Annotated in this window: 11 protein-coding genes; 7 read left to right on the forward strand and 4 right to left on the reverse strand. The window is 61.9% G+C overall.

Going from position 1 to position 17,114, the window contains the following annotated elements; translation table 11 throughout:
• Positions 1 to 14: 14 nt before the first annotated feature.
• Complete coding sequence (locus KEM63_RS09565; protein WP_223651073.1) at positions 15 to 239, reverse strand: DUF2835 domain-containing protein; 225 nt, start codon at positions 237 to 239, stop codon at positions 15 to 17.
• Positions 227 to 5,095: an NAD-glutamate dehydrogenase gene (locus tag KEM63_RS09570; RefSeq protein ID WP_223651074.1), complete on the reverse strand. Its 4,869-nt coding sequence runs from the start codon at positions 5,093 to 5,095 to the stop codon at positions 227 to 229. Before KEM63_RS09570 ends, KEM63_RS09565 begins: the two co-directional genes overlap by 13 nt.
• 160 nt (positions 5,096 to 5,255) lie before the next feature.
• Between KEM63_RS09570 and KEM63_RS09575 the strand changes: the two genes are divergently transcribed.
• From KEM63_RS09575 to KEM63_RS09605, 7 genes are all read left to right on the forward strand, one after another.
• The gene (locus tag KEM63_RS09575; RefSeq protein WP_223651076.1) at positions 5,256 to 6,215 is read left to right on the forward strand and encodes an AAA family ATPase; all 960 of its coding nucleotides are present in this window, start codon (positions 5,256 to 5,258) and stop codon (positions 6,213 to 6,215) included.
• Positions 6,216 to 6,217: 2 nt separating this feature from the next.
• Positions 6,218 to 7,171, forward strand: coding sequence for a DUF58 domain-containing protein (locus KEM63_RS09580; protein WP_223651079.1), 954 nt, complete (start codon positions 6,218 to 6,220; stop codon positions 7,169 to 7,171).
• Complete coding sequence (locus KEM63_RS09585; RefSeq protein ID WP_223651081.1) at positions 7,168 to 7,629, forward strand: DUF4381 domain-containing protein; 462 nt, start codon at positions 7,168 to 7,170, stop codon at positions 7,627 to 7,629. The genes KEM63_RS09580 and KEM63_RS09585 overlap by 4 nt, the downstream gene beginning before the upstream one ends.
• Positions 7,622 to 8,611 carry a vWA domain-containing protein gene (locus KEM63_RS09590; protein ID WP_223651083.1) on the forward strand — a complete coding sequence of 330 codons (990 nt, stop codon included), beginning with the start codon at positions 7,622 to 7,624 and terminating at the stop codon, positions 8,609 to 8,611. The genes KEM63_RS09585 and KEM63_RS09590 overlap by 8 nt, the downstream gene beginning before the upstream one ends.
• Positions 8,601 to 10,394, forward strand: a complete 1,794-nt coding sequence (locus KEM63_RS09595; RefSeq protein WP_223651085.1) for a VWA domain-containing protein — start codon at positions 8,601 to 8,603, stop codon at positions 10,392 to 10,394. The genes KEM63_RS09590 and KEM63_RS09595 overlap by 11 nt, the downstream gene beginning before the upstream one ends.
• The gene (locus KEM63_RS09600) at positions 10,391 to 12,061 is read left to right on the forward strand and encodes a BatD family protein (protein WP_223651087.1); all 1,671 of its coding nucleotides are present in this window, start codon (positions 10,391 to 10,393) and stop codon (positions 12,059 to 12,061) included. Before KEM63_RS09595 ends, KEM63_RS09600 begins: the two co-directional genes overlap by 4 nt.
• Positions 12,062 to 12,187: 126 nt before the next feature.
• Positions 12,188 to 13,405 (forward strand): SDR family oxidoreductase, encoded by a 1,218-nt coding sequence (locus KEM63_RS09605; RefSeq protein ID WP_223651088.1) that lies wholly within the window; start codon positions 12,188 to 12,190, stop codon positions 13,403 to 13,405.
• Positions 13,406 to 13,507: 102 nt separating this feature from the next.
• Here KEM63_RS09605 and KEM63_RS09610 read toward each other — a convergent pair whose 3' ends face one another.
• Positions 13,508 to 15,856, reverse strand: coding sequence for an efflux RND transporter permease subunit (locus KEM63_RS09610; RefSeq protein WP_223651090.1), 2,349 nt, complete (start codon positions 15,854 to 15,856; stop codon positions 13,508 to 13,510).
• Between the two features lie 18 nt (positions 15,857 to 15,874).
• The gene (locus tag KEM63_RS09615) at positions 15,875 to 16,864 is read right to left on the reverse strand and encodes a WD40/YVTN/BNR-like repeat-containing protein (protein ID WP_223651092.1); all 990 of its coding nucleotides are present in this window, start codon (positions 16,862 to 16,864) and stop codon (positions 15,875 to 15,877) included.
• Positions 16,865 to 17,114 lie beyond the last annotated feature (250 nt).

Here is a 17,114-nt window from a genome sequence, read left to right on the forward strand (position 1 = left end):
GCGAGTATACCGGTTTAGCTGTCCAGGCGCTCCAGGGAGAGTAGTTTGCCGTCATCGGTAAAACGCATGACGAAGGCCCCGTAAACGCCGTCATGCGTGAGAAAGGGACGCAAATGATGCGCCGGCAGGCTCACCCGCCGGCCATCCCGACTGTGCATCAACACACGCTGGGCACTGCCGCGATACCAGGCAAGATACCGGTCGGCAGGCAGAGCGATGTCGATGATCAGTTGTTGCATAGCGCTCCCATGGCAGTCTGGCGGGCATTCTGCGCCAGATCCAGCAGTTCGCGCATTGCCACCGCCACCATCGGGTAGTCATGACTGCTCGCGCTTTTCAATTCGGCGAGCATGACACGCCAGCGCTGAAGGAGGAACTGGTTGCGGTCCAACCATACCTCGACGATCTCCTGTGGCGTGAGATCCTCTCCGGCGAGCTGCAATGCCGAGACCGTCATGCTTCGTACCTGCCAATCCAGATCATCGCGGTAGCTCTCGCGCGCCAGGGCCTGCCAGTGGCTGTCGACCTGCAGGCCGGTGACCACCTGCGTGAACCACGGCATCTGCAGCTCGCTGCCGAGCGAGAAGAACACCTGTGCGACGCGCTCGGTGGGCTGACCTGTTTCGTCAGCCGCTTCGATGATGCCGAGCATGGTAAAGAAATGACCGGTGCCGGCAACGAAACGCGCGATGGATTCCGGCACACCAGCCTGGCAGTACTGATCAAAACGGGTTTCCCAGACGTCCCGGACCGGACCTTCGAACAGGACGTCGGCCTGCTCGGTCAGCTCGGCGATCCGCGGCGCGAAATGAGCAACTTCCTGCTCGGGCTTCAATCCCAGCCGCCGGTTGCGGATGAACCATCGCGCCGAGCGCCGGCCAAGGCGCATGAGATCGTCCATCAGATCCATCTGGATGTCCGCCGGGATCTGATGGTCGAGCGCTTCGATACGCGCGAACTGATCCTCCAGCCCGAACACATCCCGTCCTACGACATAGGCGCGAGCGATATCGCCGGGCGGCGCACCGGTGGACTGCTGCAACCGCCGCAGGAAAGTGATCCCCATGTGGTTGACCAGGTTGTTGGCCAATTGGGTGGCGATGATCTCCCGGCGCAGGCGGTGCTGTTCCAGGGCGTCGCCGTGCCGATCCACCAGCATCGGCGGGAAGGCCGTCTTGAGCTCGCGACTCATGTACGGATCGTCAGGCAGATCGGACGCCGCCAGGGTCTCTTTCAAATCGGCCTTCGAGTACGAGATCAGAACCGACAGCTCCGCCCGGGTAAGTCCGCCGCCCTGCGCAGACCGCTCGGCAAGGGTGTCGTCTGCAGCGATGAACTCCAGTGATCGGTTCAACTTGCCGGCCGTTTCCATGGCATTGATGAACCGCCGATATTCGCCCATCGCCTTGGTCGCCTGTCGCTGCGCGAGGCTGATGGCCTGGGTCTGCTTGTAATTGTTATCCAGCACCAGACCGGCTACCGACTCGGTCATGCTCGCCAACAGTTCATTTCGCTGCTTGAGCGTAATGTCCTGCGCCGCGACCACTTCGTTGAGCAGGATCTTGATATTCACCTCGTGATCGGAACAATCGACGCCGCCGGCGTTGTCGATGAAGTCCGTATTCACGCCGCCGCCATTCAATGCGTACTCGATACGCCCGAGCTGGGTCATGCCGAGGTTGCCGCCTTCCCCGACGACGCGGCAACGCAGATCGCGGCCGTCCACCCGCAGGGCGTCATTGGCCTTGTCACCCACTTCGGCATGGGTTTCGCCACTGCCTTTCACGTAGGTACCGATGCCGCCATTCCACAGCAGATCGACCGGCGCCTTGAGCAGACGATTGATCAGCTCGGCCGGCGTCAACGTATCGGCATCGATATCGAACAGCTCCTTCATCCGCGCGGTCAGTCTGATCTGTTTCAGGCTGCGCTCGAAGATTCCGCCGCCTTCGGAGATAAGACTGGCGTCATAGTCGGTCCAGCTCGAACGAGGAAGATCGAACAAGCGTTGGCGCTCCTCGAAACTGCGCTCGGGATCCGGATCCGGATCGATGAAAATGTGCATGTGATTGAACGCAGCGACCAGCTTGAGCTGGCGCGAGAGCAGCATGCCGTTGCCGAATACGTCACCGGCCATGTCGCCGATGCCAATCACCGTGATCGGCTCTTCCTGAATGTTCACCCCGCGCTCGCGGAAATGCCGCTGGACGGAGACCCAGGCGCCGCGCGCAGTGATACCCATCTTCTTGTGATCGTAGCCAGCGGAACCACCCGAGGCGAAGGCGTCGCCAAGCCAGAAGTTGTACTCGGCCGCAATAGAATTCGCTATGTCGGAAAAGGTCGCAGTGCCCTTGTCTGCAGCCACGACCAGGTAGGGATCATCGTCATCGTAGCGAACCACCTGCGCCGGTGGGCTCACCTCGCCTTCCACCAGATTGTCGGTCAGGTCGAGCAGGCCGCGGATGAACAGTCGGTAGCAGGCGATGGCCTCCTGTTGAATATCGTCGCGACTGCCTCCCAGGGGGAGGCGCCGGGGGACGAAGCCGCCCTTTGCGCCGACCGGTACGATTACCGCATTCTTGACCTGCTGCGCCTTGACCAGCCCGAGCACCTCGGTACGGTAGTCTTCCTCGCGGTCAGACCAGCGCAAGCCCCCCCTGGCGACCTTGCCGCCGCGCAGATGCACGCCCTCGAAGCGCGGCGAGTACACATAGATCTCATACATCGGCCGGGGTAGCGGTAGTTCCGGGATCCGCTGCGGATCGAACTTGAGACTGATGTACTCCTTGGGCTGCCCCCGCTCATCATTCTGATAGAAGTTGGTACGCAGCGTGGCCTTGATCAGATCCAGATAGCGACGCAGGATCCGGTCTTCGTTGAGTACCGCCACACCGTCGAGCGCACCGATGATCGCGGCCTCGAGCTTGTCTTCCAGCTCGGCGGCGCTGGCCTTGCGCGCAAGGTAGAAGCGCGTCTTGAACAGCCGCACCAGCTCGTGCGCGATATCCCAGTGCGAAACCAGCGTGCTGGCAAGGTATGGCAGTTCGAAGCCCATGCGGATCTGCTTGATGTAGCGCGCATAGGCTCTGAGCAGCGCCACGTCGCGCCAGGACATGTTGGCCAGCAGCACCAGCCGATTGAAGGCGTCGTTCTCTGCCTGCCCGCGCCAGATGGTGATGAAGGCATCGCGAAACAGCTGGTTGACCTCCTGCAGATCGCGGGTGCTCTCCAGTGCGTAGGTGAACTCGAAATCGTGAATCCAGTAGGTGCGCCCGTCCGCACCGACGATACGGAAGGGAAACTCGCCCATCACGCGCAAGCCAAGGTTCTCCAGTATCGGCATGATGTCCGAGAGCGGAAGCGGCTCTCCCATGTGGTAGAGCTTGCAATGCAGAACCCCCTGCTGCTGCGTGAGCGGCTGATAAAAGCTCATACCCAGTGGATCGGCCTCGCTGAGTGACAGGAGATGGCGTAGGTCGACCACGGCAGACGCCGTGGTGAAGCGTTCGCTGTAGCCTGCCGGGAAGCTCTCCCCGAAGTTCGCCCAGGCGATCACCGCTTCCGCCTCCCCCAGGCTGTCCTCGAGCCGGTCGCGGAAGTCGTCATGCCAATCGCGGCAGGCCTGAATGACGTCCCGCTCGATCTGCTGATGATCGATGTCGTGCTCAATGCGCGAGGGCTCGATCCGCAGGATGAACTGGGTTCGGGTAAGGATGGATTCGGAAAAATAGGTCCAGAATTCGCATTCGGTAGCCTGCAGCCGGTCCATCAGCACTGCCTGAATCTTCAGTCGGATGTCCGTCGAATACAGATCGCGCGGCACGAATACCAGGCAGTAATAGAAGCGGCTGTAGTTTCCGCGGCGAAGAAACACACGAATCCGGGCCCGTTCCTGCATCTGCACGATGCCGATGGCGGTCTCGCGCAGGACCTCCGGGGACATCTGGAACAGATCATCGCGGGGCAGCACCTGCAGGGTCTGGTCGAGCTCCTTGCCCAGGTGGCTGTCCGGGTCGAGCCCCAGCTCATTACGTACCGCCTCGACCTTACGGCGCAGGTAGGGAATGCGGTCCACCCCGTCTCGATACACCTTCGAGGTGTACAGCCCCATGAAGCGGTGTTCGAGGAGCACGTTGCCCTCTGCATCCACCTCCCGGATCGACACGTAGTCCGGATAGGCCGGACGGTGCACGCGGCTGAAATGCGAGGCCTTGGCGAACGAAAGCAGCAGCGGCTGCTGGAGGTAACTGATGACCGTGTCAGGTAGCTCCTCGGTCGAGTCATCCCATTGATCGAGCGCCAGCACCCCCAGGCTGTGTTCCGATTGCACGCCCAGGCGCTGCTCGCTCAAGCCTTCGCTTATGGCGAACCGCTCATACCCCAGGAAGGTGAAATGGTCGGCCAGCAGCCATTGCAGAAAGTCCATCGCCTCGGCGCGCTCGCTTTCGTCGAAGTAGCTCGGCTGATCATCGGCGAGGGTGTTGATCACGTCTCGCAGGCGCTCCTGCATGACCGGGAAGTCGCCCACGGCAGCCCTGACATGCCCCAGCGCTTCCATCAGGCCGTGCTCGATAGCCTTGAGGCCGCCGGCGGTAGCGCAGCGCTCGACTTCTATGTAGATAACCGATTCGGCGCGAACCCGCTCATCGACCGGCGTGGACGCATCATGCACGGCGACCAGCTCGCCACGCTCGTCACGCTCAACCTTCATCACGCTGTTTTGCAGCGTGTGAACCGTCAGCCCCTGGCGCTTGAGTTCGATGCGTATGGAATCCACGAGAAACGGCGAGTCCGGATGCAACATCTCGATGACCGAGTGCGTGGTCTGCCAGCCATGTTGCTGCGTGTCGGGGTTGAACACCCGGAGCTTTTCGGTGGGGCCGGAGCGCTGCTGCATGAAGCGCCAGAAGGACAGCGTGCCGCCAAGCAGGTCCGAATCATGCCGGGTGAGCAGTTCCTCCAGCGGAACGATGCCGAAGAAGTGCCGGGTGAATCGGGCGATGTCCTGTTCGTCGCCCGTTTCGACCAGCGATTGCAGACGTTCGGTAAGAATCTCCAGAAGTTCCTGTTTGCTGCTGGCCAGGATCAAAGCCATTGTTGCCTCCGGCAGGTTGGGTGTGCCATCCAGGTGGAGCGTCGCCGTGATTCGCGCATGCGCTCGAGTTAACAATTTGTCGTCGGGAATTAGTCTAGACCAAGCGTATTTAGGTAAAGTGTCGATTCCAGGGAATTCCCAGTTGTTGATGGACGCACCCATGACCCACCGCGATTCGCTCCTCGAGCTCAAGTCGTTTCTGAACCAGCAGATTTTTGGCCAGGAAGTGCTCATCGATCGCATGCTGATCTGTCTCCTCGCCGGCGGGCACGTGCTCGTAGAGGGTGCACCGGGATTAGCCAAGACCAAGGCGATCAAGGTGCTGTCCGAAGGCATCGAAGCGGACTTCCACAGAGTGCAGTTCACGCCCGACCTGCTGCCTGCGGATATCACCGGCACTGAGATCTACCGTCCCGAAACGGCAAGTTTCAGTTTCCAGCAGGGCCCGATCTTTCATCATCTGGTGCTGGCAGACGAGATCAACCGGGCCCCCGCCAAGGTGCAGTCCGCGCTGCTCGAAGCGATGGCCGAGCGGCAGGTGAGCATCGGCCGGCAGACCTACCCCCTTCCCGAGTTGTTCATGGTGATGGCCACGCAGAATCCCATCGAACAGGAAGGCACCTACCCGCTGCCCGAAGCGCAACTCGATCGATTCCTGATGCACGTTCGTATCGGCTTTCCGGACGCGGCACTCGAGCGCCGCATCCTTCATCTGGCACGCGGCGAGGCGCAGGGAATCGAACCGCGCATGAACAACAAGGTCAGCCAGACGACCATCTTCGCTGCGCGGCAGGAGGTTCTCGAGATGTTCATGGCCGATGCTGTGGAGGAGTATCTGATCCAGCTGGTCATGGCGACCCGTCGTCCGGAGATGTATCACCCGCAGCTCGCCGAGTGGCTGCAACTGGGCGCAAGCCCGCGCGGCACCATTGCGCTCGACCGCTGCGCCCGCGCGCATGCCTGGCTCGCCGGTCGCGACTTCGTCAGCCCCGAAGATGTGCAGGCAGTGGTGCATGACGTGCTGCGCCACCGGTTGATGCTCAGCTTCGAGGCCGAGGCGGCGGGTATCGATGCCGACCGGGCGATTGCCCTGCTGGTTGAATCGGTTGCCGTGGTCTGACCATGACATCCGAATCGCCTGGCGTGGTCATCGATGTGACCCTGGACACGCTTCTCGGCGCACGTCAGCACTGCCAGCAGCTGCCCCTGTTCAGCCGCCCCATGCGAACCAGCCGCCAGGCGGGTAGGCAATATTCGAGACTGCGGGGACGCGGCGTGGACTTCGATCAGGTTCGCGCCTACCAGCCGGGCGACGACATCCGCAACATCGATTGGCGGGTCACGGCTCGCAGCCAGAAAGTGCACACCAAGGTATTCAACGAGGAGCGCGAGCGCCCGGTGTTCATCATCTGCGAGCAGAGCAATCGACTCTGCTTCGGCAGCCAGCGCTACTTCAAGTCTTCTCTGGTGGCCGAGGCCAGTGCCCTGATCGCCTGGACGGCACTGAGCCACAACGATCGCGTCGGTGGGATGGTTTTCGCCCCGGGGATCTGCCACGAGGTCCGACCCCGCCGCAACCGCGGCGCCATCCTGCAGTTGTTCCGTCTGCTGCTGGAAGCCAACGGGCGTCTGAATCCGGCGCAGAGCAGCCCTGCCCCGGACCTCAGCGAGCCGCTCAATCTGGCGTTGCGTCACAGCCGGGAGATCATCCGCCCCGGCAGCATCCTCTACCTTCTGTGTGATCACGCGGCAATCGATCTCATGCAGCAGAGTCTGCTGGTGCCGCTGGCGGCCCACAATGACCTGATTCTGCTCCCGGTACATGATCGGCTCGATGCCGAGCTGCCACGTCACGGTTCGCTGGCATTCACACAGGGAGGCGAAACGCTGACCATCGATACCAGTGATGACAGTGTGCGTGATGCCTATCACGCTCAGTTCCTCGGCCGTCAGCAGGCCTGGCAGCGCCTCGCCAGCCGCCTGCGCTGCACGCTCAATCCGCTGGAAACGGCCCACTCCCCTGTCGAGCAGCTGCGCAACATGCTCGGCGGCACAGCCGCAAGAGCACGGACATGAACGAGGCGCTGGCGCAACAGCTGATCCATCCATCCAGCCCGCCGGCCGTGTCCTGGTGGCCCCTCGCACCGGGATGGTGGGTGCTGATCGCGGCGGCAGTATTGCTGTGCATCCTGCTACCGCTCGCGGCGCGACGGCTGCGCCGCCGAGGCGACCGGCGCAGCCATGCCCAGCAGGAGCTGCAGAGAATCTCCGGTCAGTTGACTGACCGCGATTGGCTCACTGCGCACAATTCCTTGATCAAGCGATTGCTCAAGGCCCAGGGCCGGGATGAGGCCACTCGACTGTATGGCGAAGCCTGGCTCGACTATTTGTGCCAGAGCAGTCCGAACGTTGAACGCGTGGCGCTGCAACCCCTTGCCGGAGAGCTCTATCGGCCCACCGCCCATCTCACCCAGTCCCAGCGCCGCGCACTGGTGCGCGAGCTGCAACGCTGGATGCGCCATCAGAATGTTTGACTTCCACTGGCCTCTGGCATTTCTGGCCCTGCCGCTGCCCTGGCTGTTGCGGCGCTGGCTACCCGCCGACAATCGGCGTAGCGCGGCGCTGCAGGTGAGCTTCCTGCCGAGGCTGCAGCAGATCCCGGCCACCCAGGGCGAGTCCACGCAAGTAGCCCGGTTATCCCTGTTGACCATCGCCGTGTGGCTGCTGTTGGTGAGCGCGGCGGCTCGCCCGGAATGGCTCGGAGAGCCGCTGTCGGTGCCGTCGAGCGGACGCGACCTGATGCTTGCGGTCGATCTTTCGGGAAGCATGGAATATCGCGACATGCAGCTCGACGGCGAAGACGTCGATCGGCTGACGATACTCAAGCATTTTCTGGGCGAGTTTATCGAGCGTCGCCATGGCGACCGGGTTGGCCTGATCCTGTTCGGATCCAGTGCCTATGTCCAGGCTCCCCTGACGCTCGATCGCGACGCCGTTTCCCAGTGGCTGGACGAATCGTTCATCGGTCTTGCCGGGCGGGAAACCGCGATCGGGGATGCCATCGGGCTGTCCATCAAACGCCTCGCGGACCAACCCGCTACCAGCCGCGTGATGATCCTCATAACGGACGGCGCCAGCACTGCCGGAAGACTGTCGCCGCTGCAGGCGGCCCGGCTGGCTGCCGAACAGCAGATCCGGATTTTTACGATAGGCGTCGGCGCCGAGCGCGCGGCCGGCCAGTCCCCTGCCGGGCTTCTGGACCAGGCCGACCCGTCGGTAGACCTCGATGAGGACACGCTCAAGGAGCTTGCTCACCTGACCGGTGGCCGGTACTTCCGAGCCCGCGACGCAGAGGATCTCGAGAGCATTCACGCCAGCATGGACCAGCTCGAGCCAGCGCTGCATGACAGCGCACCCGTACGCGCAGCAACGCCGCTTTACCCTTGGCCCCTGGGTCTCGCGCTGCTGGCAAGTCTGGCCTGGGCGGCCTGGCACGGAGGCCGCGATGCTGTTTGAACACCTGATGTTCAGCTTGGCGCGGCCGGCGTGGCTGCTGGCCATCTTGCCAGCCGTGGCGGTGTGCTGGCTGCTGTATCAGCGATCGCAAAGGCGCTCGGGCTGGGAAGCGATTCTACCCTCCGCCATGCAACCACGATTGCTGCAACGCGTGGCGAGTGACCGCCCGCGTGGACGATACCTGCTGCTTGGCTGCGCGTGGTTACTGGCGATCATTGCGCTCGCCGGCCCGTCGTGGTCTGTGCCGTACAAGGGCGACTCCACCAACCACGCAGCCATTGTGCTGGTTATGGAAGTGACACCAGCGATGCTCGCCACTGACGTCACCCCCAGTCGTCTGCAGCGCGCCCGTCATAAGGTTCATGATGTAATCCGGCTGGCAGCCGACCACAGACTTGCGCTGGTAGCCTATGCCGGAAGCGCCCATCGGGTGACCCCGTTGAGTCACGACCGCTCAACACTGACCAACCTGCTCGGGGCCCTGGAACCGGCCATCATGCCGGCTGAAGGCAACAGTCTGGACGCTGCATTGACGCTCGCCCGAGAGATGATCGCCGACCTGCCCCCGGCAAGCTCGCAGATTCTTCTGCTCACCAGCAGCAGCAACAGGGAACAGCTGGACGTTCTGGACAGACACGCGGCGGAGCTGGGCCCCCAGTTGGCCATCCTCGGCATCGGCACTCAGGCCGGCGCGCCTGTTCCGAACGTTGATGGTGGATTTCAACGCGATACCGCCGGCCGCATTCTCGTGCCCCGGCTCGACAGCCAGGCGCTGGCCGCCGTTGTCCGCCGGCACGGCGGTGCCTACCACCGGGTAACCACGACCGATGACGATCTGGAACAGCTCCTGTCGTTGCGGCAATCCCCAGGGGCAGTACAACAGGGGCAGCAGCTGGTTTCCCGCGAACAGGGCCACTGGCTCCTGTTGCTGCTGTTGCCGATAGCAGCGCTGGGTGCACGGCGAGGCTGGCTGGGCGTCGCGGTGCTGATTGGCGTTCTTCCCGCACCTGTCGAGGCAGCCTGGGCTGACTGGTGGCAGCGCCCCGATCAGCAAGGCGCCGTGTTACTGGAGCAGCGCCGCCCTCTGGAAGCCGCAGAACGTTTCGAAGACCCTGCGTGGAAAGCCTGGTCGCTCTATCAGGCCAAGCGCTTCCCGGCCGCGGTCGACGCCTATGCCGACGTAGTCGCCCGGGAGCCGGAGAACGCCGCCCACCATTTTCACTACGGCACCGCCCTGACGATGGCCGAGCGTTACGAAGCGGCGCTGGAGGCTTTCGAGCAAGCGCTGACCCGTGACCCGGAGCACGAAGCCGCGAGGCACAATCGCAGCAAGGTCGAGGCGCTGCTCGAAGCACTGCGCGAGCAGGCTCGGCAATCAGGCACCGACACCCCTCCCGGCGAAGGTGAAAGCGATGACCGAGGTGATGGGAGTGGAGATGAGCGGGAAACGCAGAGCTCGCAGGACTCGGCTGCGCAGGACCCGTCCCCACAGGACACCAATGCAGCAGACGACTCGGCCCAGCAGCGCTCGGCGGAATCCGGCGAGGCCGGCGGCGACCCTGTCGCCGGCAGTGCGCAGGATGCAGACGCAGCCTCCTCGATGAATGGCGGCGAGTCGGGCAGCGGCGCAGCTACGATTGATCCGGTTGCCGCGGCACGCCAGACCGAGCAGGCCCAGGCGCTTCGCCAATGGCTCGAGGAGATTCCGGACAACCCTGCCGAGCTGCTACGGCGCAAGTTTCTCTACCAGCACATGCAGCAACAGCAAGGACAACAACCATGATCCGATGGCTCATCTGCTGGCTGCTCGCCATGCTACCGCTTGTTTCTCACGCAGCCTTGGGCGCAAGCGTGGACAGAACCCGGCTGATCGAAGGCGAAACGTTTGAGCTGACATTGGAAAGTGCAGCGGCCAATCGCTTCAGCCAGCCGGATCTCAGCGTGCTCGAAGAGCTGTTCGAGATACGTGATACGCGGCAGCTGAGTCTGATGGTGGATATCGATGGCAAGACTCAGCCGGTCGCCCGCTGGGTCTTGACGCTGGTCCCGAAGCGAACCGGTTTTGTGGTAATTCCTCCGGTGAGCCTGGGGACCGCCATGAGCGACCCGATCAGCCTGCGGGTTCTTTCGGCAGCCGAAGCCGCATCCGACCCGGTCGCGGACATGGCACCGGTATTCATCGACAGCGAGGTCGACGTCGAAAACCCGTATGTGCAGGCCCAGGCCCTGCTGACCCTGCGGGTGTACCACTCCGTGTCTCTATACGATGATTCGACGCTAAGCGGACTGGCCATACCCCAGGCCCGGGTGGAAAGCCTGGGCCCGCCACGGCACTACGAAAAGCGCATCAACGGCGTGAAGCATGGTGTCATCGAGGTGCGCTACGCGATCTTCGCGCAGCAGAGCGGGTCGCTGGAGATCCCCTCTCAGCTGTTCAGCGCAACCATCCTGCAGCCGCGCAACCCGGATGAGCGCTTCTCCGCCAGGACCGGCAAGGTCGTCCAGGTGCGCTCGCCGAACATCGTGCTGGATGTCCGGCCGGTGCCCGATGCCTACCCGCGTGGCGCTCCCTGGCTGCCGGCGCGTGACCTGTCTCTGACCCAGCAATGGCAGCCCGACCCCGGCATCGACCTGCTGGCCGGTGAGCCATTGACGCGGACGCTGACGCTGGAGGCAGAGGGGCTGACTGCAAGTCAATTGCCTGCGCTGCACAGCATCATCAATGGAGCGGATCGCAACCTGCGTCAATACGACGACCAGCCTCGCCTGGACAACCAGATCCGTGACCTGGGCATCCGCGGCAAACGACAGGACAGCTCTGCGCTGGTCGCGCAGCAAGACGGCACCTACGCCCTGCCCGCCCTGGAAGTGCACTGGTGGGACACCACCCAGGACCGATTGCGCACCTCACGACTGGATCCGGTCGCGCTCAACGTCCGGAACGATAAAAGCTTTGATGGCACCGGTGCTGCGGAGCCCACCGTAGCAGTGCAGGAGTCTGGGCCTGCACCGCTTCTGTGGCCCTGGCAGCTTGCCTGCCTGCTGCTCAGTCTCGGGCTCGCCGCCGCCCTTGCATTGCTGTATCGGGCGCGGAGGAAGCTGTACCAGCTGGACCTGCCTGAAGAGGAGGAAAGTCTGGATGACAATGTGCCCGACAATCCGCTGGGCGACCTGCAGGCAGCCTGTCGCGGAAACCAGCCCGCCGAGGCGCGCAAGGCGCTGGAGACCTGGGCGCGACAGCAGCACAGCGACGGTCTGATTGGTCTTACTCATCCCTATCCCGAGCTTGCCGAGGCGCTGGACGACCTCAACGCCTGTCTCTTCGGTCAGCTGGAAACACCCTGGCGCGGCAAGCCGTTGTGGCGCGCCGTCCGCATGGTGGTACAGAGTCGCAAGCGGGCCGGAGAGACTCCCCCGGAACAGCTCGCAAGCCTCTACCCCGACGTCTAGTTACCCGAGGACGCCACTGCGGGCCGTGTACCGCTCATCCTGTTGATGGAACCCCTTGCGGTCCTGCGACTTCTACTGAGGAAGTCCACCAATCGTCGGCCCCGGTCGGCGCAGCAAGGAGGTCCAATGCACGTGAAACTCAAACCGCTCCACGAACAGGTCATCGTCATTACTGGCGCATCCAGCGGGATCGGATTAGCCACCGCCCGGATGGCGGCCGAGGCCGGTGCGCGGCTGGTATTGGTTGCACGCAACGAAGAAGCGCTCAAGGAAATCGAACGCGAGCTCGATGCCGGCGATACCGTCAAGCATCTGGTCGGCGATGTCGGCAAGCGCGAGGACCTCGAGCGCGTCGCCAGCCAGACCATTACACAGTTCGGCGGTTTTGATACCTGGATCAACAATGCCGGGAGTGCGGTGTGGGGTCGTCTGGACGAGGTCAGCGACGAGGACCAGGAGAAGGTTATGCAGACCAACTTCTTCGGCACCATGTACGGCTCGAACATTGCTGCCCGCCACTTGCGCGACAAGGGCGGTGCGATCATCAACATCGGCAGCGTGGAATCCGCCGCACCGATGCCCTTTCACTCCAGCTACAGCGCAAGCAAGCACGCCGTCAAGGCACTGACCGATGTGCTGCGAGTCGAGTTGCAGGAGGCCGGCGCACCGGTGTCCGTGACGCTGGTCAGACCACCGGCGATCAATACGATGTTCAACGACCACGCCAAGAGCTACCTGCCCTCGGCGCCCTCGTTTCCACCGCCGGTCTACAGCCCCGACGTTGTAGCGCAGGCGATCCTCCATGCTGCGGTGCATCCGCAGCGTGACGTGTACATCGGCAATTCGAAGATGTTCACGCGCATGGCTCAGGTGACCCCTCGCCTGGCCGACCTAGTTAGCCGTACCTTCATTTACGACATCGTCCAGAGTGGGCGACCTGATAAGCATCGAGGAGGCACCTTGCAAAACTCAGACGTAGGTACCGTTCAAGACGGTAAGGCATCCGGTCAGTATCCGGGACATGTCAAACAGAGCAGCTTGTATACCCGCGCCGCGCAGCACCCGGTGGCCACGGCCCTGATTGCAGTTGGCGCCATCGCGCTTATCGCTTCGGTGATCGGCGGGAGCAAGCGAATGAAGTCACACAAGGGGCTATCAAGCCTGGGCGCCATCGCAGGTCTGGAAAGCGCAAAGAAACATGCGCACATGCCCCGCCTGCGCAAATCGCATCGTCGCGGTGGCCTTTTCGGCACCGGACTGAAGCTGGCCGCGCTTGGCCAGGGTGCGAAGCTGTCCCGACAGGCTGGTAAGGTGTCCGGAGCTGTCCGCAGCCACCTGCCGTGATCCAGCAGCCCTTCAGAGTGTCAGCATTGAAAGACGGCTGACACCCGCAACTGAAGGATAAAAAAAGCCGCTCCCTGGGAGCGGCTTTTTGCTGCGCTGCGTTTACTCTCGCAGCTTTTCGGGCCGAATGAGGAAGCGAGCCAGTGCTGGCAGCAACCACAGTGCGCCAAACATGTTCCACAGGAACATGAAGGTCAGCAGGATACCCATGTCAGCCTGGAACTTGATCGCAGAGAAGATCCAGGTCGCCACGCCAATGGCCAGGGTGAAGCCGGTGAAGGTCACCGCCTTACCCGTCGTCTTCAGCGTTTCATAGTAGGCTTCCTGCAAAGGCAGCCCCTGACGCAGATACGTCTCGAGTCGGCTGTAGATGTAAATCCCGTAGTCGACCCCGATACCTACCCCCAGCGCGATGACCGGAAGCGTTGCAACCTTCACACCGATCCCGAGGAAGGCCATCAGCGCGTTGGCCAGCACCGAGGTCAACGCGAGCGGTATGATGATGCACAGCACCGCGCGAATCGAACGGAAGGTGATCAGACACATGAAGATCACCACGGCGTACACCGTCAGCAGCATCTTGGTCTGCGACTTCTCGATCACGACGTTGGTCGCCGCCTCGATGCCAGCATTACCTGCAGCCAGCTTGAACTCGAGTCCCTCGGTATTGTATTCCTCGGCGAAGTCCTCGACGGCAGCGGTCACCCGCTCAAGCGTATCGGCCTTGTGATCGTTGAGGTAAAGCATTACCGGAGCCAGCGAGCACGATGCATTGAACAGGCCTTGCGGAGCACGGCTGATCGCATTGTTCAGGTTGTCCTGGTTACGCGACAGGGTCTGCCATTTCAGGCTGCCCTCGTTGTTACCCATGATGACCTGCTTGGCTACAGTGACCATCGACACCGCCGACTGAACACCAGGCATGTTGACCATGCGCCATTCGAGCTGGTCGATCGCTTCCATGGTTTCGTATGCCGAACACATCTCCGGAGGCGTCGACACCATCACCACCAGAACGTCCGAGCTGGTCGAATAGTTGGAGATGATGAAATCGTTGTCGAGGTTGTAGCGTGAGTCGGGTCGCAGCTCCGGAGCACCCGGATCAAGGTCACCGATTTCAACGTTCTTGCCATGATAAATGCCGAAGGCAAATGCCAGGATCGCCAGGACGACGGAAATCGGCGCTACCGTTGGGTGGGCAAACTTGGAGATGGTCAGCCACAGGCGCTGCGGGCGGCTCGCCAGCAGGCGGTTGCGCTCCACAGCCCGTTTGCTCATTCCGATATACGACATCAGGATGGGCAGCAGGATCAGGTTGGTCAGGATGATCACGCCCACACCGATCGATGCCGCAATGCCCAGCTCACGGATAACTTCGATCTCGATCAGCAGCAGCGTAACGAAACCGACCGCGTCGGACACCAGTGCGACGATGCCGGGAATGTACAGCGCTCGGAACGCCCTACGCGCCGCCGTGTTGGCATCTTCAGCGTGGGCATATTCGATGGCCATGCCGTTGATGATCTGAACACCGTGGGAAATACCGATGGCGAAGACCAGAAACGGTACCAGAATCGAATACGGATCCAGGCCAAAACCCAGTGTGCGCAACAAGCCCAGCTGCCAGACTACCGCAATGACCGAGCAGATCAGCGTGGTGATCGAGCTCTTGAGGCAGCGGGTGAAGATCAGCAGAAGAACGAAGGTGATCAGCAGCGCGGCGCCGAAGAACATCAGTACCTTGATGATACCTTCGATCAGATCACCAACCTTCTTGGCGAAGCCGACGATATGGATGCTGATGTTCGGGTTCTCGGCTTGAAATTCGCTGCGGATCTTCTCCTCGAGCTGCCGCGAGAACTCGCCGTAATCCAGGCGAATCTGTTCGCTCTGGTTGTCCGGATTGGGATACGACTCCTGCAGCGGGACTTCAATGATGGTGGATTTGAAGTTGTTCGCTACCAGACGACCGATCTCACCCGACTTGAGTACGTTGTCGCGCAGCTCTTCCAGATCGTCGTCGGTGACATAGGCAGGACGATTGGCAACAGGGCCGCCATCAAACCCGTACTCGGTCACCTCCGTCCAGCGAACGTTCGGCGTCCACAGGGACCGGAGATTGGATCGATCCACCCCAGGAAGGAAGAACACCTCGTCATTGATGCGTTTGAGGGTTTCCATGTACTCGGTAGAAAAGATGTCGCCATCTTCGATCGCTACAGCGATGCGGATCGAGTTACCCAGGTTCGCCAGATCGTTTTCGTGCTCGATCATGTTGACGATGTAGGGGTGCTTCAGAGGAATCATTTTTTCGAAACTGGTATCGGGCCTGACCTGCGCTGCCTGATATCCGAAGAATATCGTCAGCAGCGCAAAGATGAGCAAGACGGCGATACGGTTCTTGAAGATCAACCGCTCCATGAATGGAGCGGTCTCATGTTGTTTGGACATCCGGAGTCTCCAGAATTCTTATAATTGAGCGGGCAGGCCGTTGGAGTCAGCCTTGATTGCGCCGCGCTGACCTACAAGCAGAACCTGTCCACTCTCCAGCACCTTCCCGGTAGCCAATGTCGACCGGTCGGGACGGAAAGCGACTTCGAACGTCTGCCCCTGGTCTTCGCTGGTGACCACTGCCCCGCCGGCGCCCACGACCACGATCTTGCCGTCGTCAGTGGCGGTGCCGCCGAACAGCGTGGCTTCCAGCGGGCCGTTATGCGGCGTGTCCAGCTCGACCTGTTCCCAGCTGTCGCCAAAGTCGTTGCTGCGGAACATGTTGCCTCGCAGGCCCCAGATGAACACCACGTCCTCTTCGCCTACACCGGTTGCTCCGAACAGCGAACCGTCATAGGGCATCTCTTCGATGGTCTCCCAGGTCTCACCCAGATCGCGCGAGCGATACATGGTGCCCATCTCGCCTACCAGAAACAGGCCCTGCTCGCCCACTCGGGTGATCGCGTTGTAATGAAAGCCATCCTGGTTGTCGATGTCGTAGGTAATGTCATTCCAGGTTTCCCCGCCGTCATCGGTGCGTAACGCGAGGCCATAGGCTCCGAAGGCGAAACCGGTGTTGACGTCTCGAAACCATACGTCCATCAGCGGTTTCTCCAGAAGTCCGGGACCGTCTGGGTCGATGGCCTCTTCCAGCTCCGGATCGCGATACTGGATCTCCCAGCTTTCGCCAGCATCGCTGGTGCGCAGGATCAGCGAATCATGACCCACAGCCCAACCGTTCCTGTCATCGACGAAGTGAACAGCCGTCAGCATGGCGCGGGTCGGTACAGGAGCCTGGATCCAGGTGTCGCCCTTGTCGTCGGAATAGACCACATGGCCACGGGCGCCTACCGCGACCAGGCGATCGCCGGCCCGTCCGATGTCAAGCAACAGCGTTTGCGCGGCCTTCAAAGACATCACCGCAGGACGGGTATCATCGTGGGGACCCTGGGCGTGGGCCGTTCCCATGGGAAGACATACCATCGCGCCGGCGAGACTAAGCGCAACCGCGATCTGGCGAGTGAGTGATAGTGTACTGCCTTCGTTCGACCGGCTTCTGCCATCAATCGAATCAAAGGACGAGACGAGCCGCTGGTTGGGCTTACGCATAGGACATCCCCCTTATTCTTATAGGACAGCCGCAATACGGCATGACCATCAATACTAGCGGGCATTACCAGGGGGGCCAACCGGAGGGGGGTTATCTTTTGTTAATCAG

The organism is Halopseudomonas nanhaiensis (assembly GCF_020025155.1).
GTDB classification, from domain to species: Bacteria; Pseudomonadota; Gammaproteobacteria; order Pseudomonadales; family Pseudomonadaceae; genus Halopseudomonas; species Halopseudomonas nanhaiensis.